A 24,521-nucleotide genomic window follows, 5' to 3' on the forward strand; every position below is an offset into this window, starting at 1 on the left:
CTGCGCGCTGCGCTGGGTCCGGGGAACGTCGGGCATAATGCCTTACTGTTTCCCCGGCGGCACGATATAGACGTTCCAGCTCATCGCCGGGCCAGCCTTGCCGTGGGTGAAGCGGCGCGTCGACATCACCATGCGCTCGGCGTTCGGCGCCACCTCCGACACCCATTTCTCGAACTTGGGCAGGCGTTCGTCGGTCGCATCGAACACGCCGATGAAGCCATATCTCTTGACGTCGTCGAGCGAGGTCAGCCCGGAGGCCCAGGCTTCGTTCGGCGTGAACGGGCTGGGGTGATCGGGGCTGTAGAACACCATCGGCTGAATCGTCTCCATCGTTCCCGCGACGACGGCCCAGCGCGAGGCGAAGCGCATGTGCCACTCCTGCGTCAGTTTGCGCGCCAGTTCCGAGCGCGCGCCGTAGGTCGCAGTGTTGCCGGCATTGGCCGCCATCTCGCGCGCGGCGATTAGGGGCGAGGCGGCAAGCGTCGCGGCGCTGAGCACGAGCCAGATCGCGGCGATGTTGAACAGCGCAGCGCCCTGCACCCGCAACGCCGGGATCGCGACCAGCGCGAGCGGGACCAGGAAGAACAGCGAGATGCCCCAATCGGTCTTCATGTAGATGCTGAAGACCAGCGCGCCGAGCGGCGGCCCGAATGCGACGATGACCTGGATGATCCAGACGTTCAGCGCCTGCGAAACATTGACGCCCGCATTGGCGCCGCGCGCCCAGGCGCGCGTGACGATGCGCGAGGGCGCGCGCAGCAGCAATTTGACCCACGGCGGCACCAGCGCCATGGCCAGCGCCGCAAGCGCCACCGGCAATGCCAGCAAGCCCAGATTATGCAGCGCGTAGCCGGCGACGAGCTGGTGCACCTGGCTTTTGTCCTGGAGGCTGTAGGTGTCGCCGGCATAGGTCAGCGGCACGAAATGCGCATCCGCCAGCCAGACGATGTGCGGGATCATCGCCGCGACCATCGTCGCGATCGCGACCCACGGCGCCGGCGACGACAGGAAGCGCAACCGGTCGGGATGGATCAGCGCGGCAAGGCCGATGGCGCCGATCATGGTCAGCACCCAATATTTGGTCATCAGCGCCAGCGCGCCGGCAAGCCCGAGCAAGATTCCGGACCGCCAGCTCCGCTTCTCGAATGCGTTGAGATAAGCGAGCACGAGCAGCGGCAACGTGACGAGCTGGAGCAGGTCCGGATTGTACTTGAAGCCCTTGAAATTGAAGATCGGGTAGAGTGCGATCATCACCACGACCAGGAACGCGCGGCGCGCATCCACCACGCGCAAGCTCACGAACCAGCAGATCACCATGCCGACGCTCACCGTCGCCATCGCCAGCGCATAGGTCGCCCAGTCCGCCGCCGGGAACACCTTGAACCAGAGGCCGGCCACCCAGCCCGACAGCGGCGGGGGCTTGCCGTAGCCCAAGAGGAATTTCTGGCCCCAGCCATAGGCTTCCGCGACGTCCATGTGAACGTCCTGCGCCGCCTTGAGATTGATCAGGATGAAGGTCCAGAGCACCGCATGCAGGATGGCGAGCTGGATCACCAGCCACAGGCCCGCCTCGGGGCGGACCGCACAGGCAACCAGCCAGGCCCGGAGGCGATGGTAACTCACCCGGGTTTTCTGACGCGCCCTGGCGGTGGGGAGGGATGTGGTCGACATGGGGCGCTTGGGTAGCGCGTTTTGCGCGCGAGTGAAATCAGCTTGGCGTGAATGACGCCATCTCGGCCCGGAAACCGTCCCGTTCACCGGGCCAGCAGTTCCGGGCGATATTCAAAGTGCATGGTGTCGTAATGATACCATTTGCCGCCCCAGATGAAGCCGTGACGCTCGAAGATGTCGACGATCTCTTGCGGCATCCTGTTCTTGTAGGGAATCGACTTTCCCCGGCCGGACCACAGCCAGTAATCGGAATATCGCAGGTTCAGGTCGATCGCGGCGGCATAGCCGTGCATGCTCATCTTGCCGGTGTCGGCGACGGGCCGACACGACAGCACGCCGGCAATCGGAAAGGCGGCAGCCTTCAGCGCCGGCTCGAGCTTGTCGATTTCCGCCGACACCTCCCTGAGCCGATCGGCGACGCCGTTGATCCGCGTCACCCGGATCGCCTTGCCCCATGATCGCGGCAGCCAGACGATGGTGACGAGATTGCGCTGGACCGCGCCGGCATGGCAGTCGCCATACATCTTCCTGAAGAACGCTTCGTTCCTGAACCGTCCGGGATCGGCGTTCACTGCGGGGGCTGCGGAAACGCCACCCGGATAGGACAAACGGAGCTGGTCGAGGATCGAGGCATCGCGCAGGCGCTGATCGAAGGATTTGCCCTCAATGCCGTCGTCCACAGGCATAGCGGTGCCGTCGCGCCAGAAGATCTGCTTGCCGTCGTGGCCGGACAGAGCCTCGGGATAGGCACGCACCAGCCGATCGAGCAGCTCGGTCCTGGACTGCCCCTTCGCCGGGGCGGATGCGAGCACGAAGATGGCGAAGATTTGCGCGGCCCGCAGTGCGATCATCGGCGCTTGCCGGCCTGATCGAGCAACGCGACATTCGCCTCCTCGATCGGATTGAGCTTGGGATTCCAGGTGTTGGGCGAGTACCAGGAGAAGCGCTCGAAGCGCGCCTTGAGATCTGCCGATTCGAAATATCGCCCTCGCCGCGCAAAGATCTCGTTGCGTGCGATCCGGAGCTCGTCGTTCGAAAGCCCGCGCAGATCGGCGAGCGTGAGCAGGCGCCGATCCGAATCCGGAAAGATGAAGCCGCCTTGCGCCGGGCCGCCGGATTCATAGCGCTCGATCAGCGCAACATTCGCCTTCTCGACGGCGCTCAGCTGCGGGTCCCAGGTGCGCGGGACATACCAGGCGTACCTGCTGAACCGCGCCGTCAGATCGGGCGCGTTGAAGTAGCGCCCACGCCGCGCGAAGATCTCGTTTCGCGCGATGCGCAACTCGTCCTTGCTCAGCGGCCGCAAATCGTCATCGGCAAGCAGCCGGCTGTCCGAATCGGGAAACAGGAGATCCGATTGAGTTCTGGCAGCCGCAGGTGCAGACGATGGAAGGTTCGATGCGGGCGGCACGCCGGCGGTCGCCACCGGGTTTGTCGCGGCCTGGGCTGCCGCGATCTGCGCCGGGGCGCCTGAAAAGTAGAACGAGCCGTCGATCGGCGAAGAGGAAACCCAGGGCTGTTGGGCGCTGCCGGTCGCACGTTTGACGACGAGGCCCACCTGATTGAAGGTCTGGAGCACGTCGAGCCCGGGCCGCTGCATGGTTTCCACCAGCGCCCGCGTATAGGGGCTATGCCCGTCGGCCCCGTCGAGCGCGACGTTGCCGGGTTGGGTGGCATAGGAGAGCAACGTTCCCTCGGGGGCGCGGATTTGGGCGAGGCCGCCGTCGGAGGCACGCAGGCCCCGTCCACCGAACGGATTGTTCCTGCACGCGTCGAGAATCACGATGTTCAGCTTGGTTCCTGCGCCGTCCATCTGCCGCAGCACCAGCGCGGCATCGACCATCTGGAAATCCACGTCGGTCTCACGCGCCGGATTTGCCGTGACCGGCACCAGGTAGTTCGTCCCGCGCAGCTGGATGCCGTGCCCGGCGTAGTAGAACAAGGCGACGTCGGCGCCGATCAACTGGCTGCCGAAGCGCTGGACCGCGGTGTCGAAGGCCGCCTTGTCCAGCTCGACCTGGGCACCGCCGCCGACCAGTGTGAAGCCGAGCCGCTGCAGCGTATCGGCTACCAGCCGCGCATCATTCGCAGGATTCTCCAGCCGCGGCACGCTCTGATAGGCGGAGTTGCCGATGACGAGCGCCACGCGCTTTTCGGCCGCGGCCGGCGAGATGAAACATGCTGCGAACAGCAGGGCGGAAAGAAGCTTCCAGCGCATTGCCTGTTTCCATGGCCGAAAGTCGGGAAAATAGCAGAGGCCGCCACTAAAATCGACGCCGGCAGCTCCCTGCAAGCGCGGGAGGGTAAGGGAATGGTTGCCGCACGGGGATGTGAGTGGTATCCCGCGCCCATGACGACCGTCCCCATTTCCAACATCCGCAACTTCTCCATCGTCGCCCATATCGACCATGGCAAATCGACGCTGGCCGACCGCCTGATCCAGATGACCGGCGGCCTCTCCGACCGCGAGATGGCGGGCAAGGAGCAGGTGCTCGATTCCATGGACATCGAGCGCGAGCGCGGCATCACCATCAAGGCGCAGACGGTGCGCCTGCAGTACCGCGCCAAGGACGGCAAGGATTACATCTTCAACCTGATGGACACGCCCGGCCATGTCGACTTCGCCTACGAGGTCTCGCGGTCGCTGGCGGCGTGCGAGGGTTCCCTGCTGGTGGTCGACGCCAGCCAGGGCGTCGAAGCGCAGACGCTCGCCAACGTCTACCAGGCGCTCGACAACAACCACGAGATCGTTCCGGTCCTGAACAAGGTCGACCTGCCCGCGGCCGAGCCGGAGAAGGTCAAGCAGCAGATCGAGGACGTCATCGGCATCGATGCGTCGGACGCGGTGATGATCTCGGCCAAGACCGGCCTCGGCGTTCCCGACGTGCTGGAAGCCATCGTCACCCGCCTGCCGCCGCCGAAGGGCGACCGCGACGCCACGCTGAAGGCGCTGCTGGTCGACAGCTGGTACGACGTCTATCTCGGCGTCGTCGTGCTGGTGCGCATCGTCGACGGCACGATGAAGAAGGGCCAGCGCGTACGCATGATGGGCACCGGCGCGGCCTACGACGTCGAGCGTGTCGGCTTCTTCACGCCGAAGATGCAGCAGGTCGAGGAGCTCGGCCCCGGCGAGATCGGCTTCATCACCGCCGCGATCAAGGAAGTCGCCGACACCCGCGTCGGCGACACCATCACCGACGACAGGAAGCCCGTCGCCGAGATGCTGCCGGGCTTCAAGCCGGCGATCCCCGTGGTGTTCTGCGGCCTGTTCCCGGTCGATGCCGACGATTTCGAGACGCTGCGCGCCGCGATGGGCAAGCTGCGCCTCAACGACGCCAGCTTCTCCTTCGAGATGGAAACCTCGGCCGCGCTCGGTTTCGGCTTCCGCTGCGGCTTCCTCGGGCTGCTGCATCTCGAGATCATCCAGGAGCGGCTGTCGCGCGAGTTCGACCTCAACCTGATCGCGACCGCGCCGAGCGTCATCTACAAGATGAAGCTCACCGACGGCCAGGAGATCGAGATCCACAATCCCGTCGACATGCCTGACGTGGTCAAGATCGCCGAGATCGACGAGCCCTGGATCGAGGCGACGATCATGACGCCCGACGAATATCTCGGCAGCGTCTTGAAGCTGTGCCAGGACCGCCGCGGCTCGCAGAAGGAGCTGACTTACGTCGGCTCGCGCGCCATGGTGAAATACGATTTGCCGCTGAACGAAGTGGTGTTCGACTTCTACGACCGCCTGAAGTCGGTCTCCAAGGGCTACGCCTCGTTCGACTATCACCTGACCGACTACAAGCCGGCCGACCTCGTCAAGATGCAGATCCTGGTCAATGCCGAGCCGGTCGATGCGCTCTCGATGCTGGTGCATCGCACCCGTGCCGAGGGGCGCGGCCGCGCCATGGTCGAGAAGATGAAGGAACTGATCCCGCCGCACATGTTCCAGATCCCGATCCAGGCGGCGATCGGCGGCAAGGTGATCGCCCGCGAGACGGTGCGCGCGCTGCGCAAGGACGTCACCGCAAAATGCTACGGCGGCGACATCACGCGTAAACGAAAACTTCTGGAGAAGCAGAAGGAAGGCAAGAAGAAGATGCGGCAGTTCGGCAAGGTCGACATCCCGCAGGAAGCCTTCATCGCCGCGCTGAAGGTGGATAGCTGAGGCGGGACGCGGGACGAGCCGCCCCGATCTCCCAAACAGGCGATCTCCGTCCACCAAACAAAAAGTGCGAAAACAACCCCATGCACAGTAGCCGCCCTTCTGGCGGCACTGTGTTTTTTTGATTTTACGAAATCCGTTTGCTCCGTCGGGCAAAACAGGGGTATGGTGGCATCATTGCGGGGTGTGTGACGCAGGCATCGATCGGCATGCTGATCGATCACGACTTCCGCTTCGCCTCGACGTATCGCGCGAAATCGTCGAGGATCGCCTGCCAGCCGCCTTGCTGCTGAAGAACGGCGTCGCGGCCGTTGTCTCCGCCTTGCCGTCGTGTCGAATTCCTCACCTGCTGTGTCGGTCGTACCTCATTTTGAAAATTTGAGGCTCGAAAGCAAAAGCCCGGCGCGAAGGCCGGGCCTTAACCAATCGTTAACCGCGATGGATTCAGCCTTCGCGGATCGGCGTCGAGGTATTCGTACCCATCACAAGATAGATGCCGTGCTGGGCGTCCGCCTTGTTGTGGTAGCTCTCGCCTGAGTCAGCAATTTTCTTATGGTTCGCGGCGTAGAGGGTCCAACGCCATTGTAAAGCCCGGTCACGGTAGAGGTAGAAGAACATGTCAATAATCTCCAATGGAAGTGATGTTCGTCGGTACCTATTCGAATACAAATTCGACAATTCGGAATGGGGTATCGAGATCGTTGCTGCAAACCCAACCGAAGCCAACGAGAGGCTAAAGGCGATCAGTTGGGCGCAGTACAAAGGGGAGATTTACGCAAAGGTCCCCGTCGTCCCCGGCCCAATGGTTCGGGCTCTTTCCCGAATCCGAAGTGTCTTGGGTATTTGAATTAGTGCAATAGACGCGCGCTACGAGCATCACTGCATTATGCTCCGATAAAATAAACATGTTGGAGCGATGCAATTTTTGCTTGCGGCCAATCGAATCGGTTACTCGCATTGAACCCAAGCTGAATCACGAAACTGTGCGGACACAAAAACAACAAGATAGCGGGAGGCTCTTAGAGCCTGCACGACGTGGGCTTGAACCTTTCGCTCCCTTAGATCCGCGTCCTCATCATGCCAAATGGAGACGCCGAGCGAGCGCAATTGCGCTGCTATGCGAGATGATCCATCATTGCGGTTGTGACTGATAAAGCCGTCAAACTTGAACACTCGATCACGTAGTGCAGGCGTCCAGTCGGGTTCAAAGATTTTGTCTAAATTCAGTACGGTGAACATCAAATTGGCCCCCCCACAACAATCGAATTCCGCAAGGAAGCATCTAAAGAATTACGCACGGCAATTTCTAATTGTATACCTTCTCAGCAGACCGCGCCACCCAGTTCGTAGCTCGTAGGATGGGTTGAGCTCTGGCGGAACCCATCGCCCAAGCGGGCGGGACGCAGGTTCGCGTTCTTGCCAGTTCTAATTCGTAAGAATGAAGTCTGATGGGTTTCGCTTCGCTCTACCCATCCTACGAGCTACGAGCTCCGAGCGACGCCTAATCCACGCCCCTCTCCGCGATCCTGACCCCATCCGCGATCCGGTCGCTCGGATGCAGCACGACGCGGTCGCCGGCGGCGAGTCCGGAGAGAACTTCGGCCGTGCGGTTGTTGCGGTGGCCGATCTGGACGAGGGTCGTCCTGGCGCGGCCGTTGTCGTCGACAAAAACGGCCCACTGATCGGCTTTCCGGAACAAGGCGCTCACCGGCACGGTCAGGGCGTCAGGGGCGCTCCAGGTGGTGACGTGGACGATGACGCGGTAGTCGTGTCCGAGCGGGGCCCACACCTCCGGCGGGTCGGCGAAATCGATGGTGACGCGGACGCGCTGCTCCTCAATGCCGAGCGCGGAGACTTTCAGGAAGCCGGCCGGGTCCACGCGGACCACCTTGCCCTTGATCGGCTGCCCGCCCCAGCCGTCGATCCGCGCCGGCGCGCCGACCTTGATCTGGACGGCGTCGGTCGAGAGCAGGTCGGCGACGACCTCGAGATCGAGCGGGTTGCCGATATCGACCAGCGGCGTCCCGGGCAGGACCGTCGTCTCGCTGTCCTGGATGATCTTCAGCACCCGCCCGCTTGCAGGTGCCGGCACGCGGATGCAGCACATCGGCTCCGCCGACGGGACCGCGCTCGCCGGGTCCATCAGCCGCGCCGCCAGGCTGGTCCGCACCGCGCGGCGCATCTCGACCTGGGCCTTGGCACTCTTCAAGGCGGCCTCGTTGGTGGCCACGTCGAATTTCGCCTTGTCGTAGGCCTGGGCCGAGGTGGATTGGGTCCGCAGCAGCGTCTGCGACCGCTGGAACTCCGTCCGCGAAAAATCCAGCGCGGCTTCGATCCGCTGCACTTCCGCCTCCTGCTGCTGGATAGCGGCATCTGCGGCCAGGACCTCGGCCTGCAGCTGGTCGCGCGAGCGCACGTCGATAAAGCCCGGCAGCGTCGGCTGCATCAGCGCGACGACGGTTTGGTTCGCAACAACCTCGTCGCCGACATGAAGCGAGGGCCCCTGCTCGCCGAGCGGATGCGAAATCCTGAGGACCTTTCCTGCGATCGGCGCCGAGACGGTGTAGACGTGGCGGACGCGGGTCTTGCCGTCGTCATCCGCCGTGATTTCGATCGGTCCCTTCGCCACAGTCGCGAGATCGACCAGAACGGGGCGCGGCCAGGCGAACCAGGCCAGCCCTCCTGCAATCGCGGCCAGAAGCGCGGCGCCGATGATACGTTTGGTCCAATTGGCCGGCATGGCTAATCTCGCGTCTTGAGGACCGCGACCAGGTCCAGCTTGTCGATGCGTTCACGGATGACCGCTGCGGAGGCGATGGCCGCCAGCACCACGACAGAGGTCGCGATGACATAGGTCGAATGCTCGACGACGAGGCGAACCCGCATCAATTCGCCGGCCAGATTCGTCTTCATCACCCATGCCAGCCCGTAGCCCATCAGCCAGCCGGGCGGCTGGGCGATCGCGGTGAGGATGGCGAGTTCCAGGAGGAGGATGCGCAGCACCTCGCCACGCGTGAAGCCGAGCACGCGCAGGCTGGCCAGCTCGCGCGCCCGTTCGGACAGCGAGATCCGGGCGTTGTTGTAGACCACGCCGAACGCGATCACGGCGGCGAGGCCGGTGTAGATGCTCGCCATCGTGGTGACGAGCAATGCGACCGTCTTGCGGAAGTTCGCCAGCGAGACGCGCTGCAGCGCCACGCCGCCGACGGTCGGCATCGACTTCACCGCCGCGTAGAACTCCTCCGTCCGGTTGCCATCGAGGCTGAGGTTCACGCTGTTCACCACCGGCGCCTCGCGCATCAGCTTGCGCAGCGCCTCGATATCCATCATTCCCCTGATGCCGAAATAGTCCTCGACCGTGGCCACGACCGGGATCGTCACAGTGCGACGGGCGCCCTCCAGCAGATCGAGCTCGACGGTGTCGCCGGGCCGGACGTGGAGGATGTGGGCGAGCATGCTGGAGATCGCGAGGCCCGTTTGCGGCAGCGCGACCGGCCGGCGCTCAGCGTCGATGATGCGCCTGAGATCGGCGTCAGTGGGCCGGCCGCTGATGGCGATCCGCCGTTCGGTGTTGCCATGGCGAATGCGGACGGGCACCTCGCGGGACGGCTCGGCGGCGAGAACGCCCGGAAGCCTGCGCACCTGCTCCACCACGTTCGCGATCCGCTTCTCGGCGAAGCCAATCGTCGCGTCCTGCCGGTCGGCCAGGAAGTAGGTGACATCGATCAGGTGCTCCATCGAGTCTCGCGTGAACAGCGAGACGACCAGGATCGCCGTGGCGAGCGCCATGCCGAGCGCCGTGAACGCGGCGCGGACGGGGTGCCGCGCGATGTTGCGGATCATCATGAGCGTCGGCTGCGACACGATCTGATCGAGCTGGATGCTTGCCGGCAGCAGCCGCCGATAGACCGGCGGGGCTGGCGGCTGCATGGCGACCGCCGGCGGCAGCCTCACCACCCCCCGCAGCGCCCGCAGCGCGCCGATGGCGGCGGCCGCCGCGCTGAGCGCGCCTGCGGTGACGTACAGATCCGGGGCCTTCGCGAACACCAGGAACGGGAAGTGGAAGAAGTCGCCGAACAGCGCCGTGACACGCAATCCGAGCCAGGTGCCGGCAATGCCGCCCAGGACGATTCCGATCACGACGATCAGGGCCACGAACTTCAGATAGTGCAGCATGACGCTGCCATTGGAATAGCCCAGCGCCTTGAACAGCCCGATCTGTTCGCGCTCGAGCGCGACCATCCGGGTCAAAGTGAGATTGACCAGGAACGCGGCCACCAGCAGAAAGATCGGCGGCAGCGTGCGGCTCATGTTGTTGAGCATGTCGAGCTCATGATCGAGCCAGGCGTGCGAGGTCTGATCCTTCCGCCCGTGAGCCGCCTGGCCGCCATACGGATCGAGCAAGGCGTCGAGCCGCGCGATCACCTCGCGCTCCGACGCGCCGCGCTGCAGCTTGATCGACACCGCCGAGAAGGCGCCGTCGAGATCATAGACGCCGGCGAGCGTCTTCTCCGACATCCAGACGATGGCGTAGCGGCGATCATCCGGCATCAGGTCGCCCGGGCCGACGGTGAAGACGAACTCGGGGGACAGCGCCGTGCCGACGATGACGAGCTCGCGCTTCCTGCCGTTCAGGATGGCCGAGAACCGCGCCCCTTCCGAGAAGCCGTGAGCCCGGGCGAACGGCTCATTGACGACGACCTCTTCGGAACGCCCGGGCTCCGGATGGCGCCCGGACCGCATATAGAGTCGATTGAGATGCGGCTCGCCGTTGTCGGGCAGCGAAACGAAGTGCGCGCTGGCAGGCGCGGAGAAGCCGGGAATGTCCAGCAGCGCCGGCTTGGCGATGCGGGTGTCGACAGCGGCGACGCCGGGGATCTCGCCGATCCTGCCGGCGAGCGCCTTGGGGGCGCGCTTGGCCTGCGCGAACACGTCGGCAAAGCCGTAGCGCTCGTAATATGCAATCCGGGTCTCCTCCAGCGATCGATGCGAGCCGACCGCGAGCACCAGCGTCGCAACCCCGCCTCCGACGACCAGCGCGACGGCGAGGACCTGCGCCCAGAGCCGCCTGACGTCCCGAAACAGCTTGATGTCGAGCGCCCTCATAGCCGTCACCAGGTGAGCGCGGCGGCTTCCCGCCGGGTCTCGTTGATCCGGATCCGGGAAATCCGCCCGTCGGCGAAGAACAGCACCCTGTCGGCGACCTCCTGGATGCTGGCATTGTGGGTGATGATGAGCGTGGTGGTTCCGAGCTGCCGGTTGACGCCGAGCAGCGCCTCGATGACACGAATGCCGGTCTTCGAGTCCAGCGCCCCGGTCGGCTCGTCGCAGAGCAGCACCGCTGGGCGCTTTGCGATCGCGCGGGCGATAGCGACGCGCTGTTGCTCGCCGCCGGAGAGCTGGGCGGGGAAATGATGCATCCGCTCTTCCAGCCCGACCAGCGCGAGCGCATCGGCAGGCCGCATCGGGTTTCTGGCGACCTCGGTGACCAGCGCGACGTTTTCATAGGCGGTGAGGCTCGGCACCAGATTGTAGAACTGGAAGACGAAGCCGACATGGTCGCGGCGATACATCGTCAGTTCCCGGTCCTGAAGGTCCGTCAGGTCGAGATCGCGGAAATACAGCTTGCCACTGCTCGGCCGGTCGAGACCGCCCATGATGTTGAGCAACGTCGTCTTGCCGCTGCCGGAGGGGCCGAGCAGCACGACCACTTCCTTCCCGGCGATCTCCAGATCGACATTCCTGAGGGCGTGCACCATCACCTCGCCTGAGACGTAGGTCTTGGTCAGTGCCTTGGCGGTGAAGACAGGCTCGCTCATCGACGTCCTTTCGAGCCGCTACCACCCGAGGGCACATGCTTCGCGAAGTCAGCCGTGCCGATAATCGCGGGGCGTGTTCCGGCCCAGCAATCGGCCGAGATGAGGAATGAACGCCGGGACTTCCGCTGCGTACTTCGCGTAGGCGTCACCGAACTCCGCCCTGGCGTCCTGTTCCTCGTCACGAGCGAGCTTCACGTACATGACCGTCAGCACCGGGAACATCGCCAGCGTGAGGATGGTCGGCCATTGCAGCAGGAAGCCGAACATGACCAGGACGAATCCGACATATTGCGGATGCCGAACGTAGCTGTAGGGGCCGGAGGTCGCGAGACTGCGGGTCTGCTGCGCGTCGTAGAGCACCCTCCAGGCGGCGGCGATCAGAAGGAACCCTGCACCGATAAGGATGAAGCTCAGGACGTGGAACGGTCCGGCGTGCGGATTTGTCTTCCAGCCGAACACCATCTCGAGCAGGTGACCGGCGTCGTGGGAGAACCAGTCGATGTTCGGGTAGCGCGACTGCAGCCAGCCCGAAAGGAAATAGATTGTGAGTGGAAAGCCGTACATCTCCACGAACAGCGCCACCAGGAACGCGCTGAAGGCGCCGAAGGAGCGCCAGTCGCGGGAGGTCTGCGGCTTGAAGAAAGTGTAGGCAAACAGGATGAAGACCGCCGAGTTGACGATGACGAGGCTCCAGAGACCGTAGGCGGGCGCGGCGTCGTGCATCACGCGCTCCTTTGATCGTTCGGCTGGCCGCCGCCGTGATGGTGACCATGTCCGCCATGCATGAAGACGTGCATCAGCGGACAGGCAAGGAGCGGGACCCAGACCAGGAGACCCAGCACGTGGGCCCGGTGCTCGGTGAACAGCAGCGCGCCGGCGACGACCAGGAATCCGATCAGGACCAAGCCAGCCCTGGCCTTTGTGGAGATGCGCCCTTGCGGGCGCTGTCGATACCCGGAATGGTCTTGCACCGTCATGTCGCGCTCCTGCGGCCGTTGAGAGGCTAGCGGTGCGGTTGCCATCATTGTTGATTCACATCAAAGCCCTCACGCAAGCCCTCACTTGCCTTGCATCGGCATGGAGCCCATCGCCCCTGCGGGATCGGCCTCATGCCTGCGAAGTGCTCATCGCTTGAGCCTTGTCAAAGTGGAACTCCCGCTGCGCCTTACGGTGTTATTTTTACGATCCGGGAGAACGGACATGATCATGAAGAAGCTCTTGGCCACCATCGGCGCAGTTTCCCTGCTCGCCGTTCCCGCGATGGCTCAGACGACCGACAAGGAAAGGGCCGGCCATCACTACAGCGGTGGGCCGAAGACCGAGGTCCCCCATCACATGGGCAAGAAGGAAACGACCGGCGCTTCGACGAACGCGGCGTCTGGCGGTCATCATTACACCGGTGGACCGAACAGCTCGACACCGCACCACAAGGGCGACAAGGCCAAGTGAATTTGCCCAGCGGCGGTCCGTGACGGTGCTGCTCTCGGGCCGGCTGCTACGCTGGCCGCTATGGCTGCGCCGAGCTCGCAGGATGGGTTGAGCTCTTGCGAAACCCACGCCCAAGCGGGCGGACGCAGGTTCTCGTTTTTGCCATTTCCAATTCGGAAGAATGAAGTTCGATGGGTTTCGCTTCCGCCTTCGCTCTTCGAGCTACGGCGGACAAGTCGCTCTACCCATCCTACAAGTTGGATTGCGCCGGTTGTGCTCGAAACGCGATTTGAGCCGTAGGCGAAGGCGAGTCGCGCTTCGAAAAGTGAAAATTAGTTTTGCGTCATAATCGTAATGACTCCGACGCAAAAAAAGAAAATAGGGTGAAATCAACAAGAATGAAATCAACAAGAATAATGGGAGGAGTAAATGGATACTGCGGGTCGCCTGCGCGCGATGGCGGTGTTGTGCCGTCAGACAGCCGCGCGTCATCCTGATCGAAGCTGGAAACTGCTCGCCGAAGCCGAGTATTGGGAGCATTTGGCCAATGATGCGCCGCTCGATCATGTCGAGCGTTGCTCGGTTCGTTCACCGCCTGATCGAGAGCCTGGTATCAAGAAACCGGCCGCGGCCCTCGCGGGGTGAGTGCGAAACAAAATAGTTTGTTAGCTTCCGTGTGCCTAACCTGAAGAGTGCCGCCCGCCGCCGATTGCGGCACATTGGAATGGGAATGCCGGCCCCGGCTGTTACCCCATCCTGCGGCTGGGGCCGTTTTGAACTTTCGCAGCATCGTTCAAACCCGGTCCACAACCATGCTTAGAGGCATCGCTATAGCGCTATTCGGAATGGGCATCTTGTCTCAGCTCGATCGAGCGCTCTTCTATGGTCGCAATAGTGAGGCTGCGCTCAGTCTCATGCGAGACATCGGCCGTGGCTTCGGGCTGTAGGGCCCCGTCCGCGCGCCTCGTCGATCAGGCAGCGCCCTAGCCAGCGGCTACTTCTTCAACAATATTCCCTTCGTTCGTGCCATTCGCCTGACTGATCCGGCGTGGCGGCCCAATTCGGCGGCTATCTTCGATGCGCCAGCGCCCCGCCGGGCCAGCGCGACCAGCCGTCGAACCTCCTGCTCGGCCCATTGCTTTGGCTTCGGCGTCTTCATGGTGCGGCCCCACGACCTGCACCACTTAACGACTGCGGACGGCGGTCAGCACTTGGGAAATTTACGGGTGTCGCGCCCGGGTCGAGATCCGACCGGACCCGGACATGGACCGACTCTCGGCTGAGCTGGCGAGCGGCCGACCTCCACCGACATCGATCGACCGCCGGCGTATTCATGTTCAAATTACAAGGGCCGGAGATCGGGAAACGCGCCGCGATCGATTGCGGCGAGCCATATCGCCAGGGCGCTCATCAGGCCCAGGCCCACGAAAGTGAGCAGCGTCTGCGATGCCAGGCTGTTCCAGCCGATGCTGAGCAGCGCATGAGCGGCAAATGACAGCAAGACACTGGCGCAATAGATCGCGAGCGAATATTCGCCGCATCGTATCAGCGGCCACAGTGCTCTGGCTTTCAGGATGTTGGCATTGCTTGGAAGAAGGCGCCAGCAGAGCAGCGCGAGCGCGGCAAAATGCAACAATCGCAAGATGTCGAGATTGGTCTTGTCGACCGGGTAGATCAGCCGCGACACCCATCCCGGCACGTAGTCCTCGATGGCGTGGATCTGCCAGCCCAAGGTGATCACGAACGAGAACAGCACGTAGCCCGCCGCGAGAACAGCAAGAGCCCGGGAATTGAGAATGGCCAGTTGCCAATCGCCGCGGTTTGCCCCCCACCAGATGCCGATCACGAACAGCAACTGCCAGTTCAGCGGATTGAAATAGAGCTGTCCCCTCGGATAGGCCGGGATGTACCAGTCAAACAGATGGGCGAGAACATAGAGAGCGACGGATCCGGTCAGGGCCAGCGGCCAGGCGCTGATCGTCAACGGCACGATAAGGATGAGCGCGAAGTGGAGTATGACCATCAACAGCAGAGGGTCCAGATTGACCGGAGCATATCGCAACAACGCCACCTGAAGCAGCGTTTCCGCAGGCTGTTGCAGCAGGATGGCCAGGTTGGCGTGATCGAACATGCCGGGCTGCCACGCCGCGATGTAGGACACTTCCGCCAGCAACAGGACGACAGTCAGAATTTGCGCGATATAGATCTCGAACGAGCGCCGCAACATGCGCGAGCTCGCGACCGCAAAGCCGGATCGACGCAAGAGTTCGCCGTAGACGCAGCCGGACGCAAGGCCCGACAGGAATACGAGAATCTCTGCCGCATCGCTGAAGCCGAAATTCTTGGGCGTGAACCTGTTCAGATAGCTTTCCGGGATGTGATTGATATAGATCCACCACAGGGAAAGGCCCCGAAAGAGGTCGATCCGAAGATCGCGCTTCATCAAGGCTGGCGATATGGTCGCAATCGGTTTCACGCCTGCGCGCTGCCTTTCCTGATTGGTGCGCCTCCCCGCATGCGCGCGCTCTCGACGCACCGTCATGGCGCGCTCCTGCGGCCATCGAGAGCCTAGCGGCGCGGTCGCCATCATGGTTGATTCACATCAAGGTCTCGTCGGAGTCCTCACTTGCCTTGCGTCGGCATGGCACCCATCCGCCCCTGCATCATCGGCATCATGCCCATATTGGGCGCGAGCACGCCATCGACCTTGATCCCATCAGCCAAATGGACCAACATCGCGCCTCTACCGCTCACGGCAGAAGGAGCGAGACGGCGCGGATGTCCGAGCTTCCCGGATTTGGTCTGGTCGAGCGGGCGCGAGCGATCGCCCCATTGATTGCACGCGAGGCCGACGAGATCGAGCGGACGCGGCGGCTGACGCCGGGCGTCGTCTCTGCGCTGATCGAGAACGGGCTTTATCGGGCACTATTGCCGCAAAGCCTCGGCGGCGCGCAAGCTCCGCCGGAAACCTTCATGCAGATGCTGGAGGAAATCGCCAAGGCGGATGCGTCTACCGCCTGGTGTCTCGGCCAGTGCAGCGTCTGCGCGATGATCGCGGCCTGGCTCGATCACGACACCGCGCATGGGATCTTCAACACCGCGCCCGGCATCCTCGCCTGGGGCGCGGTGGCGCATGAGGCGCGCGCGGTCGACGGCGGCTATCGCGTCACCGCGCGCTGGGACTTTGCCTCGGGCTCACGCCAGGCGAGCTGGCTGGGGGCGCATGTCCGCATCGTCGATGCCGACGGAGTGCCATGCAAGAATGCCGACGGATCGCCGGAGGTGCGCACCATCCTGTTTCCGGTGGCGAACGCGACGCTGCACGACGTGTGGCAGGCGATCGGGCTCGCCGGCACCGGCACGGATTCCTACGAGGTGAACGACCTCTTCATCGCCGAGCGCTTCACGGCGTTTCGCGACGTGCCGTCCGCGCTGCGCGAGAAGGGTCCGCTCTACAAGATCGGCACCGGCGTGGCCTTCAGCCTCGGCTTTGCCGCGGTCTCGCTGGGCGTGGCGCGCGCCACGCTGGATGCCGCGATCGCGCTGGCGCGTGGAAAGCACCAGTCGCTCGCCGTCGGCGCGATGCGCGACAATGCGGCGGTTCAGGGACTGATCGGCCGCACCGAGGGCGATTTGCGCGCCGCGCGCGCCTATCTCTATGCGACCGCGCATGCGATGTGGCGCGACCTCTGCGTAACAGGCGAATTCAGCGCGGCGCATCGCAGCGCGGTCCGCCTGGCTGCGACCTGGACCATCCATCAATCGGCGAGGGTGGTCGACACGGCTTATCACATGGCCGGTGCGACGGCGGTATTCCGCAGCAACCCGTTCGAGCGACGATTTCGCGACATGCATGCCATAGCCCAGCAGATCCAGGCGCGCGATACGCATTACGAGGATGTGGGGAAGGCAATTTTGGCGGGGAGTCTAACGCCGAGTGATTTGGGAGCAGGTTGATCGGGCACACGCGCGCTCAACCTCTCCTTGCCACCAGCGCGGCGTCATCGCCGTCTACGCCTTGCGCGCGCCGGGCAGCCGGCCTCGCCAGCCCATGCCGATGATGACGGCAATCATCAAGAGGAAGGCAACGGCCGTGGTGAAGTCGACGATGCGGTCGCCTCCCGAGCACATGTCACGATTGAGGCACGCGCGGGACAACAGGCCAACCCGAAGCAGGGCCGCGAGCACGCCGAAATAGAACAGGACGCCGAGCACGAGATAGGCCGCCGTCACGAGCGCGCGCCGCCATCGCGACGGCATCGCCGGGTCGTCCGCGCTTCGTTCGGTCACGAATTGTCCCGGATGGGCCTTGGCCGGGTTGCGTATCTGCACGGTGGAATGGGTCAGGAGATCGTGAACCGCCTGGTTGCGGCGGGTGGCGGTCATGGCCAGGAAGGAGTACCAGCCCAGCACGCTCTTGATGGCGAAGCGAGCCAACGCCTTTGCGAAGCTCAGATTTCCGCCGCGGTCATCGACCACGCGCAGATTGGTCCAGAAGTGCCCGAGCGTGCCGCCGGTGCGCCAGACCAGCATCGGCTCGTAAAGCAGCAGAATCACCACGACCGACACGCCGAGGGTTCGGGCCAGGGTGTCGCTCTGCGTGTTGCTCGCCACCGTCAGGGCGCCGAACAGCAGGGCCATCGCCAGCATCCAGTCGAGCAGGATGGCTTTGAGCCGCCGCGAAAAGCGCGCGTAGCGCGGTCCGGGGAGCGGTAGAGGAGCCGCGTCGGAGGTCATGGGGGGAAGCCGCATCCGTTCACGAGATCCACCTATGAGACGCCGGCAGGTGGTTCACAGTTCGACCATACCAGACTGCGGCCTCACGCCACCAGCGCAGCGTCCTCGTCGTCGCCATCGATGCCGCGCTGCGCGGTGAGCAGGCTGATGATCTCGGCATTCGGCCGGGCCTTGCTGAACAGGAAGCCCTGGCCCTCATGGCAGCCCTCGGCGCGGAGACAGCTCAGCTCGGCTTCGGTCTCGACGCCTTCGGCGGTGATGGTGACGCCAAGGCCTTTGCCGAGGCTGACGATCGAGCGGATGATCGCCTGGGCCTCGCGGTTGGCGGCTAAATCGCGCACGAAGGACTGGTCGATCTTGATCTTGTCGAAGGGAAAGCTGCGTAAGTAGCTGAGGCTGGAATAGCCGGTGCCGAAATCGTCCATGGAGATGCGCACCCCGAGGGCGCGCAGCGCGTGCAGCGTCGCCAGCACCTGCGCGCTCTTCTCCAAGAGCAGCGTCTCGGTGATCTCGAGCTCGAGCCGGCGCGGCGGCAGGCCGGAATGCTTCAGCGCGTCCGTCACCATCGAGAGCAGATTGCCGCTGCGGAACTGGAGCGGCGAGAGGTTGACGGCGACGCGGACATCGTCGGGCCAGGCCGCGGCATCGAGGCAGGCCCGGCGCAGCATCAGCCCGCCGAGCGGATTGATCAGGCCGGTGTCTTCCGCGACCGGAATGAACTCGGCCGGCGAGACCATGCCGCGCTCGGCATGCGGCCAGCGCACCAGCGCCTCGAAGCCGGTGATGCGACCGCTCTGGAGGTCGATCAGCGGCTGGTAATAGGGACGCAGCACGTCGTTCTGGATCGCGTCGCGCAGCTCGACCTCGATCTTGCGGCGGCTCTGCGCTTTTGCATCGAGCGCGGCTTCGAAGAACGCAAAGGTGCCGCGCGAATCGGCCTTGGCGCGCGACAGCGCCATGTCGGCGCTCTTGAGCAGCTTTTCGGAATCGTCGCCGTCGCCGGGCGCCATCGCGATGCCGATGGAAGCGCCGATCACCACGGAATGGCCGTCGAGCAGATAAGGATCGGAAATGGCTTCCAGCAGGCGTTTTGCGAGCAACACGGCGTCTTCGGGCCGCGTCAGGCCGCTCTGCACGATGGCAAATTCATCGGAGTTGAGCCGCGCCAGCGCGTCCTCCTCGCGCAAGGTGGAGCGCAGCCGCTTGGCGACGCCGCGCAGCAGCTTGTCGCCGACCGCATGGCCCAGCGTGTCGTTGACCGACTTGAAATTGTCGAGCCCCAGCATCAGCAGCGCGACCTTGTCGGTGCTGCGCCGCGTGTGCAGCAGCATCTCGTCCATCTGCTGCCGCAACAGGCTGCGATTGGGCAGGCCGGTCAGCCCGTCATGCTGGGCCATGAAGGCGAGCCGCGCCTCGGCGCGCTTGCGCTCGGTGATGTCCATCAGCGCGAGCAGCACCGCGGGCCGCTCGGCATAGGTCAACTCGCGGGAATAGATCGCAAGGTCGATCAGCGCGCCGTCGGCCTTGACATGCTTCCAGGTGCGGCCGGCCCGTTCCTCGCTGGAGCGATCGGCGGTCCAGGGCGGCTCGCTGTCGAAGGCCTGCAAGGAGCGGATCTTCAGTCGCTCGAACTCGGCCCGGCTGTAGCCGTAATGCGCGACGGCGGCGTCGTTGACGCCGATGATGTGCTCGTCGTCCAGCGCGCAGACGATCATGGGCACGGGATTGCCGTCGAACAGCAGGCGGAACGAGGCCTCGCGCTGCTTCAACTCGGTGATGTCGACGCGCAGGCCGACGACGCCGCCGTCATCGGTCAGCCGCTCGTCGATCAGGATGACGCGGCCGTCCGACAGCTTCTGCTCGTGGCGCGCGCCGGGCTGATAGAGCTTTTGCAGACGCTCGGCGATCCACGCGTCCTCGTTGCCGATCGCCTCGGGATAGTCGCCGCGGGCGACCCCGATTCGCAGCGTGTCTTCGAGACGCGCGCCTTCCTCGAACAGATCGGCGGTCTTGCTGTAGATCTCGGCGTATTTCCTGTTCCAGAGGACGTAGCGACCTTCGGCATCGAGAAACACGATGCCCTGCGGCAGGATGTCGATCGCCTGGCGCAGGCGCTCATGGGATTTGCGCGCTTCCGCGATGGCGGCTTCCGCCTCGGCACGGCTGCGCAGGACTTCGTCGCGTTCGGAAAGGACACGCGGCGCACGCGCGAAGCGCGGCTTGCGCGCCTTCTGGCCGGCGCGGGCAAGCACGCTTTGCTTTCGCTTTTTTGTTCTTCGAGACCCCAAACTCAACTTCACTCGTCCCAGTCGCGCCCAGCGGCCGCAAGTGTTGGGGCAAGTGTCTGAAAAAAAAGTAATCTTGCCCGGCCGCGGCCCGCGCGAGGCGGAGCTTGCTGCCTGTTTGCGCGGCGCGGCTGCGGCGGCAGGCGCCGTCAAACCGCGTCCTGCGTCGCAATCCATGATCGATCTGGCGCAAAATTGCGCGCGCGCTTGAATCAGTTCCGAAATCGGGCGCGATTGCATGCGAGCTGCGGATTTTCCTCACTCCGCGCACGAATTTTGGTCAATGCAGGATAAGGTTATTGCACCGTTAAGAAACGGCAGCTTGAGACGCAATTTGGGCGAGCTCGTCCGCGGTGAGCTGTGCTCAGTTCGACAGCGTCATTGTTAACCCTGATCCAGCATTGGGCTATAACAACGTCAGCATGAGTCGCCGCTGCATCACCCTCCTCCTGCTTTCGCTCGCTCTCCTGACCGCCGGCAGCGCGCTGGCCCAGGACAAGGGCAGCATCAACCCGAAGCCGCTGCCGCCGCTCGCCAATCCGAACGATCCCGATCTTGCCGCCAAGGAGCTGTTCGCGCGCAAGCTGCTGCCCTCGAAGGGGCCGGCCCATGTCATCGGCTCCTACACCAAGGGCTGCATCGGCGGCGCGGAGCAGATTCCGATCAACGGCGACCATTGGCAGGTGATGCGCCTGTCGCGCAACCGCAGCTACGGTCATCCCGAGATGATCGCGCTGATCAGACGGCTCGCGGCGAAGGCGCACAAGGACGCGGGATGGCCCGGCATCCTGGTCGGCGACATCGCCCAGCCGCGCGGCGGGCCGGCGCTGTCAGGCCATGCCAGCCACCAGATCGGGCTCGACGCCGACATCTGGCTGACGCCGATGCCGGACCGCCGGCTTTCGCGCGAGGAGCGCGAGGACATGTCGGCGGTGATGATGGTGCGCCCGGACCGGCTCGACGTCGACCCCAGGGTGTTCACACCCGGCCATGTGCTGGTGCTGCGCGATGCGGCGCGGGAGCCCGCCGTGCAGCGCATCTTCGTCAACGCCGCGATCAAGAAGGCGTTGTGCCGCGAGGCCAAGGGCGATCGCGCATGGCTATCCAAGATCCGGCCGTGGTGGGGCCACGACTACCACTTCCACATCCGCATGCGTTGTCCGCCGGGCGCCGACGAATGCGAAGGCCAGCCGTCGCAGCCCGAGGACGAAGGCTGCAAACCCGCCGATCTCGCCTACTGGTTCTCCGACGCAGTGCTGCACCCCAAGCCGCCGCCGGAGCCGCCAAAGCCGAAGCCGCCGATGACGCTCGCGCAGATGCCGGCGGCCTGCAAGGCGGTGCTGCATGCTGGTGATGCGAAGCCGTAATGCGCCGCCGGCGCTACACCCTCAGCTGTCGTCCCGGACAAGCGCGCCCCAAGCGCGCCGATCGGGGACGACGGCGGTGAGTGCTGCGCGCTTGTCAGGATGACGAACTCGTTTGACCTAAAGCCGGGGCCTGCTATCTTCGCAATTGCGATATCCCTGCCGGTCGTAAGCCGTCGCAAGGCCACGTGGAACAGCGCGTCCGCCCGTCGCACCATACCCACCCAACGCCAGATTTGCGCGTGCTCCCTGTGCGCGCGAGCTCGCACGGAGCGCATCCCATGTTTCGCATGACCGGACTTTTCGCCGCCTTCGTCATTCTCGCAAGCGCGAGCTTTTCGCCTGCAGCTGCCGAGGACAAGACCATCACCGTGTTCGCCGCCGCCTCGATGAAGAACGCGCTGGACGAGATCGACGCCGCCTACACCGCCAGGACCGGCGTCAAGTTCAGCGTCAGCTATGCCGCAAGCTCGGTGCTCGCCAGGCAGATCGAGCAGGGCGCGCCGGCCGACGTGTTCGTCTCGGCCGACACCGACTGGATGGACTACGCGATCTCCAGGAAGACCATCAACGAGCCTTCCAGAGTCAACCTGCTCGGCAACAGCATCGTGCTGATTGCGCCGAAGGATTCCAGGATCGACAACGTGACGATCGCGCAAGGCTTCGATCTCGCCAAGCTCGCCGGTGACGGCAGGATCGCGACCGGCGACGTCAAGTCGGTGCCAGTCGGCAAGTACGCCAAGGCGGCGCTGGAAAAGCTCGGCGCCTGGCAGACCGCCGAGCCGAAATTTGCCATGGCCGAGAGCGTGCGCGCCGCGCTGACGCTGGTGGCACGCGGCGAGGCCGTGCTCGGCATCGTCTATTCCACTGACGCCAGGGTCGAGCCCGGCGTCAAGATCGTCGGCACCTTCCCGGCGGATTCGCATCCCGCAATCATCTATCCCGTCGCGGCGACCACGACCGCGAAGGATGGGACCAGCGACTATCTCGCCTTCCTGCGTTCTACCGCCGCCAAGACCATTCTGGAAAAATACGGCTTCAAGTTTCTGGTCAGTCCCACAACCTGATTTTGCGACCTGATATTACGCCTTGATGTTCGACATCTCTCCCGCTGAATGGACGGCGATCCTGCTCTCGCTCAGGGTCGCCGTCATTGCAACGCTGGTGGCAACGCCATTCGGCATCGCGCTGGCGTGGCTGCTCGCGCGGCGTGATTTCTGGGGCAAGTCGTTTCTCGACGCGCTGGTGCATCTGCCGCTGGTGCTGCCGCCTGTCGTCACCGGCTATCTGCTCTTGCTGACCTTTGGCCGCCGCGGCCTCGTTGGCGGATTCCTGGCCGATCATCTCGGCATCGTCTTCTCATTCCGCTGGACCGGGGCTGCGCTTGCCTGCGGCGTGATGGCGTTTCCGCTGCTGGTGCGGCCGATGCGGCTGTCGATCGAGGCGATCGACCGCCGGCTCGAGCAGGCGGCCGAGACGCTTGGCGCGGCGCCGTGGAAAGTGTTCTTCACGGTGACGCTGCCGCTCGCGCTGCCCGGCGTGCTCGCCGGCATGGTGCTGGGCTTCGCCAAGGCGATCGGCGAGTTCGGCGCCACCATCACCTTCGTCTCCAACATTCCCGGCGAGACCCAGACGATTTCATCGGCGATCTATTCGCTGATCCAGACGCCCGACGGCGATGCCGCGGCGGGCCGGCTGGTGATCGTCTCGATCGGGCTGGCGCTGGGCGCCTTGATTGCCGCCGAGTGGTTCGCCCGCCGCGCCACCGCGCGGCTGCATGGGAACTGACCATGCTGCGCGTCGACATCGAAAAGCAGCTTGGCGAATTCTCGCTGCACGCGTCCTTCAGCAGCGAAGGCCGCGTGATCGGCCTGTTCGGCGCGTCGGGCGCCGGCAAGACCTCGCTGATCAACATGATCGCAGGGCTGTTGCGGCCCGACCGCGGCACCATCGTGATCGATGGCGAAACCGTCGACGACACCGCGGCCGGCATCCATGTCCCGGCCTGGCGCCGCCGCATCGGCTATGTGTTCCAGGACGCGCGGCTGTTCCCGCATCTCAACGTCGCGCAGAATCTCGATTACGGACGGCAGATGAACCGCCTGCCGTCCGATCCTGTCCAGCACCGGCGCATCATCGACCTGCTCGACATCGGTGCCCTGCTCGGCCGCCGCCCCGGAAAACTCTCCGGCGGCGAGCGCCAGCGCGTCGCACTCGGACGCGCGCTGTTGTCGAAGCCGCGCCTGCTGCTGCTCGACGAGCCGCTCGGCGCGCTCGACGAGGGCCGCAAGCTCGAGATCCTGCCCTATCTGGTGCGGCTGCGGGACGAAGCCAACGTACCCATGGTCTATGTCAGCCATGATGCCGCCGAGCTGCGCCAGCTCGCGACGCAGATCGTGATGCTGAAGCAGGGCCGGGTGACGTCGTTCGGCGGAGTGAAGGTGCTGACGTAGCAGGGCAGTAGCCCGGATGGAGCGAAGCGTAATCCGGGACAGTGTCGCTGCAGCAACAGGTTTCCCGGATTGCGCTGCGCTCCATCCGGGCTACGCGGCTCAATATTCGGAGCTACCAGCCGCGCTCGACGTTGCGCACTTCGCCGGTCCTCGCGTCGACATAGACCTCCATCCAGCGGCCGGCCCGGTCGCGTCCGTCGACCTCCCATTCGTCGCCGAGGAAATTCGTGTGCGAGACCGTCACGACGCCGAGATCGGTGGCGACGTCGAGCGCGGCCTGCATCGAGATCTGGTCGCCGGTGTCATAGGCCATCGCCGGCGCAGCCGATCCGAGACCGATCGCGACGATGGCAGGCAGAATGAAACTTCGCATGGAACTGCTCCTGTCAAAGACATTGACCGTCACGCGAAGAACGAGCGACGCCGTGGAGCGTTCCGGATGCGGAGGCCACGAAGCCGCGCAAATCTTCGGCGGTTGCGGCGATTTGGTGGCGGTTGTCTGGCGAGAGGTTCCGCCATGATTGCGGCGGCATACGGTTGCCCGGACGCGAGAGTTTGCCAGTATCCCCGCGACGACCTTCGTAGGGTGGGCAAAGGCGCGCTCT

Annotated in this window: 22 protein-coding genes and 1 pseudogene; 8 read left to right on the top strand and 15 right to left on the bottom strand. The window is 64.3% G+C overall.

Features of this window, described 5'->3' with window-relative positions:
* Positions 1 to 42 precede the first annotated feature (42 nt).
* The 3 genes from CVM73_RS32115 to CVM73_RS32125 all read right to left on the bottom strand — a co-directional run bounded on the left by CVM73_RS32115 (position 43) and on the right by CVM73_RS32125 (position 3,889).
* Positions 43 to 1,671, bottom strand: coding sequence for a glycosyltransferase family 39 protein (locus CVM73_RS32115; protein ID WP_100235785.1), 1,629 nt, complete (start codon positions 1,669 to 1,671; stop codon positions 43 to 45).
* Between the two features lie 83 nt (positions 1,672 to 1,754).
* The gene (locus tag CVM73_RS41255) at positions 1,755 to 2,522 is read right to left on the bottom strand and encodes a M15 family metallopeptidase (RefSeq protein WP_100235786.1); all 768 of its coding nucleotides are present in this window, start codon (positions 2,520 to 2,522) and stop codon (positions 1,755 to 1,757) included.
* Complete coding sequence (locus CVM73_RS32125; protein WP_100235787.1) at positions 2,519 to 3,889, bottom strand: caspase family protein; 1,371 nt, start codon at positions 3,887 to 3,889, stop codon at positions 2,519 to 2,521. Before CVM73_RS32125 ends, CVM73_RS41255 begins: the two co-directional genes overlap by 4 nt.
* A 132-nt stretch (positions 3,890 to 4,021) precedes the next feature.
* On the opposite strand from CVM73_RS32125, the gene lepA reads away from it, so the two are divergent.
* Positions 4,022 to 5,833: a translation elongation factor 4 gene (gene lepA / locus CVM73_RS32130; protein WP_100235788.1), complete on the top strand. Its 1,812-nt coding sequence runs from the start codon at positions 4,022 to 4,024 to the stop codon at positions 5,831 to 5,833.
* A gap of 217 nt (positions 5,834 to 6,050) precedes the next feature.
* On the opposite strand, the pseudogene CVM73_RS41260 reads toward lepA, so the two are convergent.
* The 8 genes and pseudogenes from CVM73_RS41260 to CVM73_RS32175 form a co-directional block, all read right to left on the bottom strand.
* Positions 6,051 to 6,131, bottom strand: a pseudogene (locus CVM73_RS41260) (polyketide cyclase); the annotation flags it as partial.
* Between the two features lie 143 nt (positions 6,132 to 6,274).
* On the bottom strand, positions 6,275 to 6,448 hold the full coding sequence (locus tag CVM73_RS32140) for a YegP family protein (RefSeq protein WP_100235789.1): 174 nt from the start codon (positions 6,446 to 6,448) through the stop codon (positions 6,275 to 6,277).
* 330 nt (positions 6,449 to 6,778) lie between these two features.
* Positions 6,779 to 7,069, bottom strand: a complete 291-nt coding sequence (locus tag CVM73_RS41860) for a toll/interleukin-1 receptor domain-containing protein (RefSeq protein ID WP_100235791.1) — start codon at positions 7,067 to 7,069, stop codon at positions 6,779 to 6,781.
* 262 nt (positions 7,070 to 7,331) lie between these two features.
* Entirely contained in the window at positions 7,332 to 8,570 is a 1,239-nt protein-coding gene (locus CVM73_RS32155) for an efflux RND transporter periplasmic adaptor subunit (RefSeq protein ID WP_100235792.1), read from the bottom strand.
* 2 nt (positions 8,571 to 8,572) lie between these two features.
* The gene (locus tag CVM73_RS32160) at positions 8,573 to 10,936 is read right to left on the bottom strand and encodes an ABC transporter permease (protein ID WP_100235824.1); all 2,364 of its coding nucleotides are present in this window, start codon (positions 10,934 to 10,936) and stop codon (positions 8,573 to 8,575) included.
* Between the two features lie 5 nt (positions 10,937 to 10,941).
* Positions 10,942 to 11,649: an ABC transporter ATP-binding protein gene (locus tag CVM73_RS32165; protein ID WP_100235793.1), complete on the bottom strand. Its 708-nt coding sequence runs from the start codon at positions 11,647 to 11,649 to the stop codon at positions 10,942 to 10,944.
* A gap of 48 nt (positions 11,650 to 11,697) precedes the next feature.
* Positions 11,698 to 12,372: a methyltransferase family protein gene (locus CVM73_RS32170; RefSeq protein ID WP_167407173.1), complete on the bottom strand. Its 675-nt coding sequence runs from the start codon at positions 12,370 to 12,372 to the stop codon at positions 11,698 to 11,700.
* A complete protein-coding gene (locus CVM73_RS32175) occupies positions 12,372 to 12,626 on the bottom strand; it encodes a DUF2933 domain-containing protein (protein WP_100235825.1) in 255 nt (84 codons plus the stop codon). The genes CVM73_RS32170 and CVM73_RS32175 overlap by 1 nt, the downstream gene beginning before the upstream one ends.
* Before the next feature lie 223 nt (positions 12,627 to 12,849).
* Between CVM73_RS32175 and CVM73_RS32180 the strand changes: the two genes are divergently transcribed.
* Positions 12,850 to 13,098 carry a hypothetical protein gene (locus CVM73_RS32180; RefSeq protein WP_100235795.1) on the top strand — a complete coding sequence of 83 codons (249 nt, stop codon included), beginning with the start codon at positions 12,850 to 12,852 and terminating at the stop codon, positions 13,096 to 13,098.
* 408 nt (positions 13,099 to 13,506) lie between these two features.
* Positions 13,507 to 13,722, top strand: a complete 216-nt coding sequence (locus CVM73_RS32185) for a hypothetical protein (protein ID WP_100235796.1) — start codon at positions 13,507 to 13,509, stop codon at positions 13,720 to 13,722.
* A 697-nt stretch (positions 13,723 to 14,419) separates the two neighbouring features.
* Here CVM73_RS32185 and CVM73_RS32195 read toward each other — a convergent pair.
* Positions 14,420 to 15,667, bottom strand: a complete 1,248-nt coding sequence (locus CVM73_RS32195; protein WP_245452494.1) for an OpgC domain-containing protein — start codon at positions 15,665 to 15,667, stop codon at positions 14,420 to 14,422.
* 188 nt (positions 15,668 to 15,855) lie between these two features.
* Between CVM73_RS32195 and CVM73_RS32200 the strand changes: the two genes are divergently transcribed.
* The gene (locus CVM73_RS32200) at positions 15,856 to 17,034 is read left to right on the top strand and encodes an acyl-CoA dehydrogenase family protein (RefSeq protein WP_100235798.1); all 1,179 of its coding nucleotides are present in this window, start codon (positions 15,856 to 15,858) and stop codon (positions 17,032 to 17,034) included.
* A gap of 54 nt (positions 17,035 to 17,088) precedes the next feature.
* On the opposite strand, the gene CVM73_RS32205 is transcribed toward CVM73_RS32200, so the two are convergent.
* On the bottom strand, positions 17,089 to 17,814 hold the full coding sequence (locus CVM73_RS32205) for an RDD family protein (protein WP_158237635.1): 726 nt from the start codon (positions 17,812 to 17,814) through the stop codon (positions 17,089 to 17,091).
* An 83-nt stretch (positions 17,815 to 17,897) separates the two neighbouring features.
* Positions 17,898 to 20,066: a putative bifunctional diguanylate cyclase/phosphodiesterase gene (locus CVM73_RS32210; protein WP_100235800.1), complete on the bottom strand. Its 2,169-nt coding sequence runs from the start codon at positions 20,064 to 20,066 to the stop codon at positions 17,898 to 17,900.
* Positions 20,067 to 20,521: 455 nt separating this feature from the next.
* On the opposite strand from CVM73_RS32210, the gene mepA reads away from it, so the two are divergent.
* The 4 genes from mepA to modC all read left to right on the top strand — a co-directional run bounded on the left by mepA (position 20,522) and on the right by modC (position 23,916).
* Positions 20,522 to 21,466, top strand: a complete 945-nt coding sequence (gene mepA / locus CVM73_RS32215) for a penicillin-insensitive murein endopeptidase (protein WP_100235826.1) — start codon at positions 20,522 to 20,524, stop codon at positions 21,464 to 21,466.
* Positions 21,467 to 21,744: 278 nt separating this feature from the next.
* On the top strand, positions 21,745 to 22,530 hold the full coding sequence (gene modA / locus CVM73_RS32220; RefSeq protein ID WP_100235801.1) for a molybdate ABC transporter substrate-binding protein: 786 nt from the start codon (positions 21,745 to 21,747) through the stop codon (positions 22,528 to 22,530).
* A gap of 25 nt (positions 22,531 to 22,555) precedes the next feature.
* A complete protein-coding gene (modB, locus tag CVM73_RS32225) occupies positions 22,556 to 23,251 on the top strand; it encodes a molybdate ABC transporter permease subunit (protein ID WP_100235802.1) in 696 nt (231 codons plus the stop codon).
* Between the two features lie 2 nt (positions 23,252 to 23,253).
* Positions 23,254 to 23,916: a molybdenum ABC transporter ATP-binding protein gene (gene modC / locus CVM73_RS32230; RefSeq protein ID WP_100235827.1), complete on the top strand. Its 663-nt coding sequence runs from the start codon at positions 23,254 to 23,256 to the stop codon at positions 23,914 to 23,916.
* Between the two features lie 112 nt (positions 23,917 to 24,028).
* Here the strand turns inward: modC and CVM73_RS32235 are convergent, their stop codons facing one another.
* Positions 24,029 to 24,289, bottom strand: a complete 261-nt coding sequence (locus tag CVM73_RS32235) for a PepSY domain-containing protein (protein ID WP_100235803.1) — start codon at positions 24,287 to 24,289, stop codon at positions 24,029 to 24,031.
* Between the last annotated feature and the right edge of the window lie 232 nt (positions 24,290 to 24,521).

The sequence above is a fragment of the Bradyrhizobium forestalis genome, from assembly GCF_002795245.1.
Taxonomy (GTDB): Bacteria; Pseudomonadota; Alphaproteobacteria; order Rhizobiales; family Xanthobacteraceae; genus Bradyrhizobium; species Bradyrhizobium forestalis.

What these genes read in the sequence shown, in the direction of transcription:
- CVM73_RS32205 (WP_158237635.1), bottom strand. Translation starts at nt 17,814, where the DNA reads ATGACCTCCGACGCGGCTCCTCTACCGCTCCCCGGACCGCGCTACGCG.
- CVM73_RS32155 (WP_100235792.1), bottom strand. Translation starts at nt 8,570, where the DNA reads ATGCCGGCCAATTGGACCAAACGTATCATCGGCGCCGCGCTTCTGGCC.
- CVM73_RS32180 (WP_100235795.1), top strand. Translation starts at nt 12,850, where the DNA reads ATGATCATGAAGAAGCTCTTGGCCACCATCGGCGCAGTTTCCCTGCTC.
- CVM73_RS32160 (WP_100235824.1), bottom strand. Translation starts at nt 10,936, where the DNA reads ATGAGGGCGCTCGACATCAAGCTGTTTCGGGACGTCAGGCGGCTCTGG.
- CVM73_RS32235 (WP_100235803.1), bottom strand. Translation starts at nt 24,289, where the DNA reads ATGCGAAGTTTCATTCTGCCTGCCATCGTCGCGATCGGTCTCGGATCG.
- modA (WP_100235801.1), top strand. Translation starts at nt 21,745, where the DNA reads ATGTTTCGCATGACCGGACTTTTCGCCGCCTTCGTCATTCTCGCAAGC.
- mepA (WP_100235826.1), top strand. Translation starts at nt 20,522, where the DNA reads ATGAGTCGCCGCTGCATCACCCTCCTCCTGCTTTCGCTCGCTCTCCTG.
- CVM73_RS32175 (WP_100235825.1), bottom strand. Translation starts at nt 12,626, where the DNA reads ATGACGGTGCAAGACCATTCCGGGTATCGACAGCGCCCGCAAGGGCGC.
- CVM73_RS32200 (WP_100235798.1), top strand. Translation starts at nt 15,856, where the DNA reads ATGTCCGAGCTTCCCGGATTTGGTCTGGTCGAGCGGGCGCGAGCGATC.
- CVM73_RS32125 (WP_100235787.1), bottom strand. Translation starts at nt 3,889, where the DNA reads ATGCGCTGGAAGCTTCTTTCCGCCCTGCTGTTCGCAGCATGTTTCATC.
- CVM73_RS32165 (WP_100235793.1), bottom strand. Translation starts at nt 11,649, where the DNA reads ATGAGCGAGCCTGTCTTCACCGCCAAGGCACTGACCAAGACCTACGTC.
- CVM73_RS32170 (WP_167407173.1), bottom strand. Translation starts at nt 12,372, where the DNA reads ATGCACGACGCCGCGCCCGCCTACGGTCTCTGGAGCCTCGTCATCGTC.
- CVM73_RS41860 (WP_100235791.1), bottom strand. Translation starts at nt 7,069, where the DNA reads ATGTTCACCGTACTGAATTTAGACAAAATCTTTGAACCCGACTGGACG.
- modB (WP_100235802.1), top strand. Translation starts at nt 22,556, where the DNA reads ATGTTCGACATCTCTCCCGCTGAATGGACGGCGATCCTGCTCTCGCTC.
- modC (WP_100235827.1), top strand. Translation starts at nt 23,254, where the DNA reads ATGCTGCGCGTCGACATCGAAAAGCAGCTTGGCGAATTCTCGCTGCAC.
- CVM73_RS32140 (WP_100235789.1), bottom strand. Translation starts at nt 6,448, where the DNA reads ATGTTCTTCTACCTCTACCGTGACCGGGCTTTACAATGGCGTTGGACC.
- CVM73_RS32185 (WP_100235796.1), top strand. Translation starts at nt 13,507, where the DNA reads ATGGATACTGCGGGTCGCCTGCGCGCGATGGCGGTGTTGTGCCGTCAG.
- lepA (WP_100235788.1), top strand. Translation starts at nt 4,022, where the DNA reads ATGACGACCGTCCCCATTTCCAACATCCGCAACTTCTCCATCGTCGCC.
- CVM73_RS41255 (WP_100235786.1), bottom strand. Translation starts at nt 2,522, where the DNA reads ATGATCGCACTGCGGGCCGCGCAAATCTTCGCCATCTTCGTGCTCGCA.
- CVM73_RS32115 (WP_100235785.1), bottom strand. Translation starts at nt 1,671, where the DNA reads ATGTCGACCACATCCCTCCCCACCGCCAGGGCGCGTCAGAAAACCCGG.
- CVM73_RS32195 (WP_245452494.1), bottom strand. Translation starts at nt 15,667, where the DNA reads ATGATGGCGACCGCGCCGCTAGGCTCTCGATGGCCGCAGGAGCGCGCC.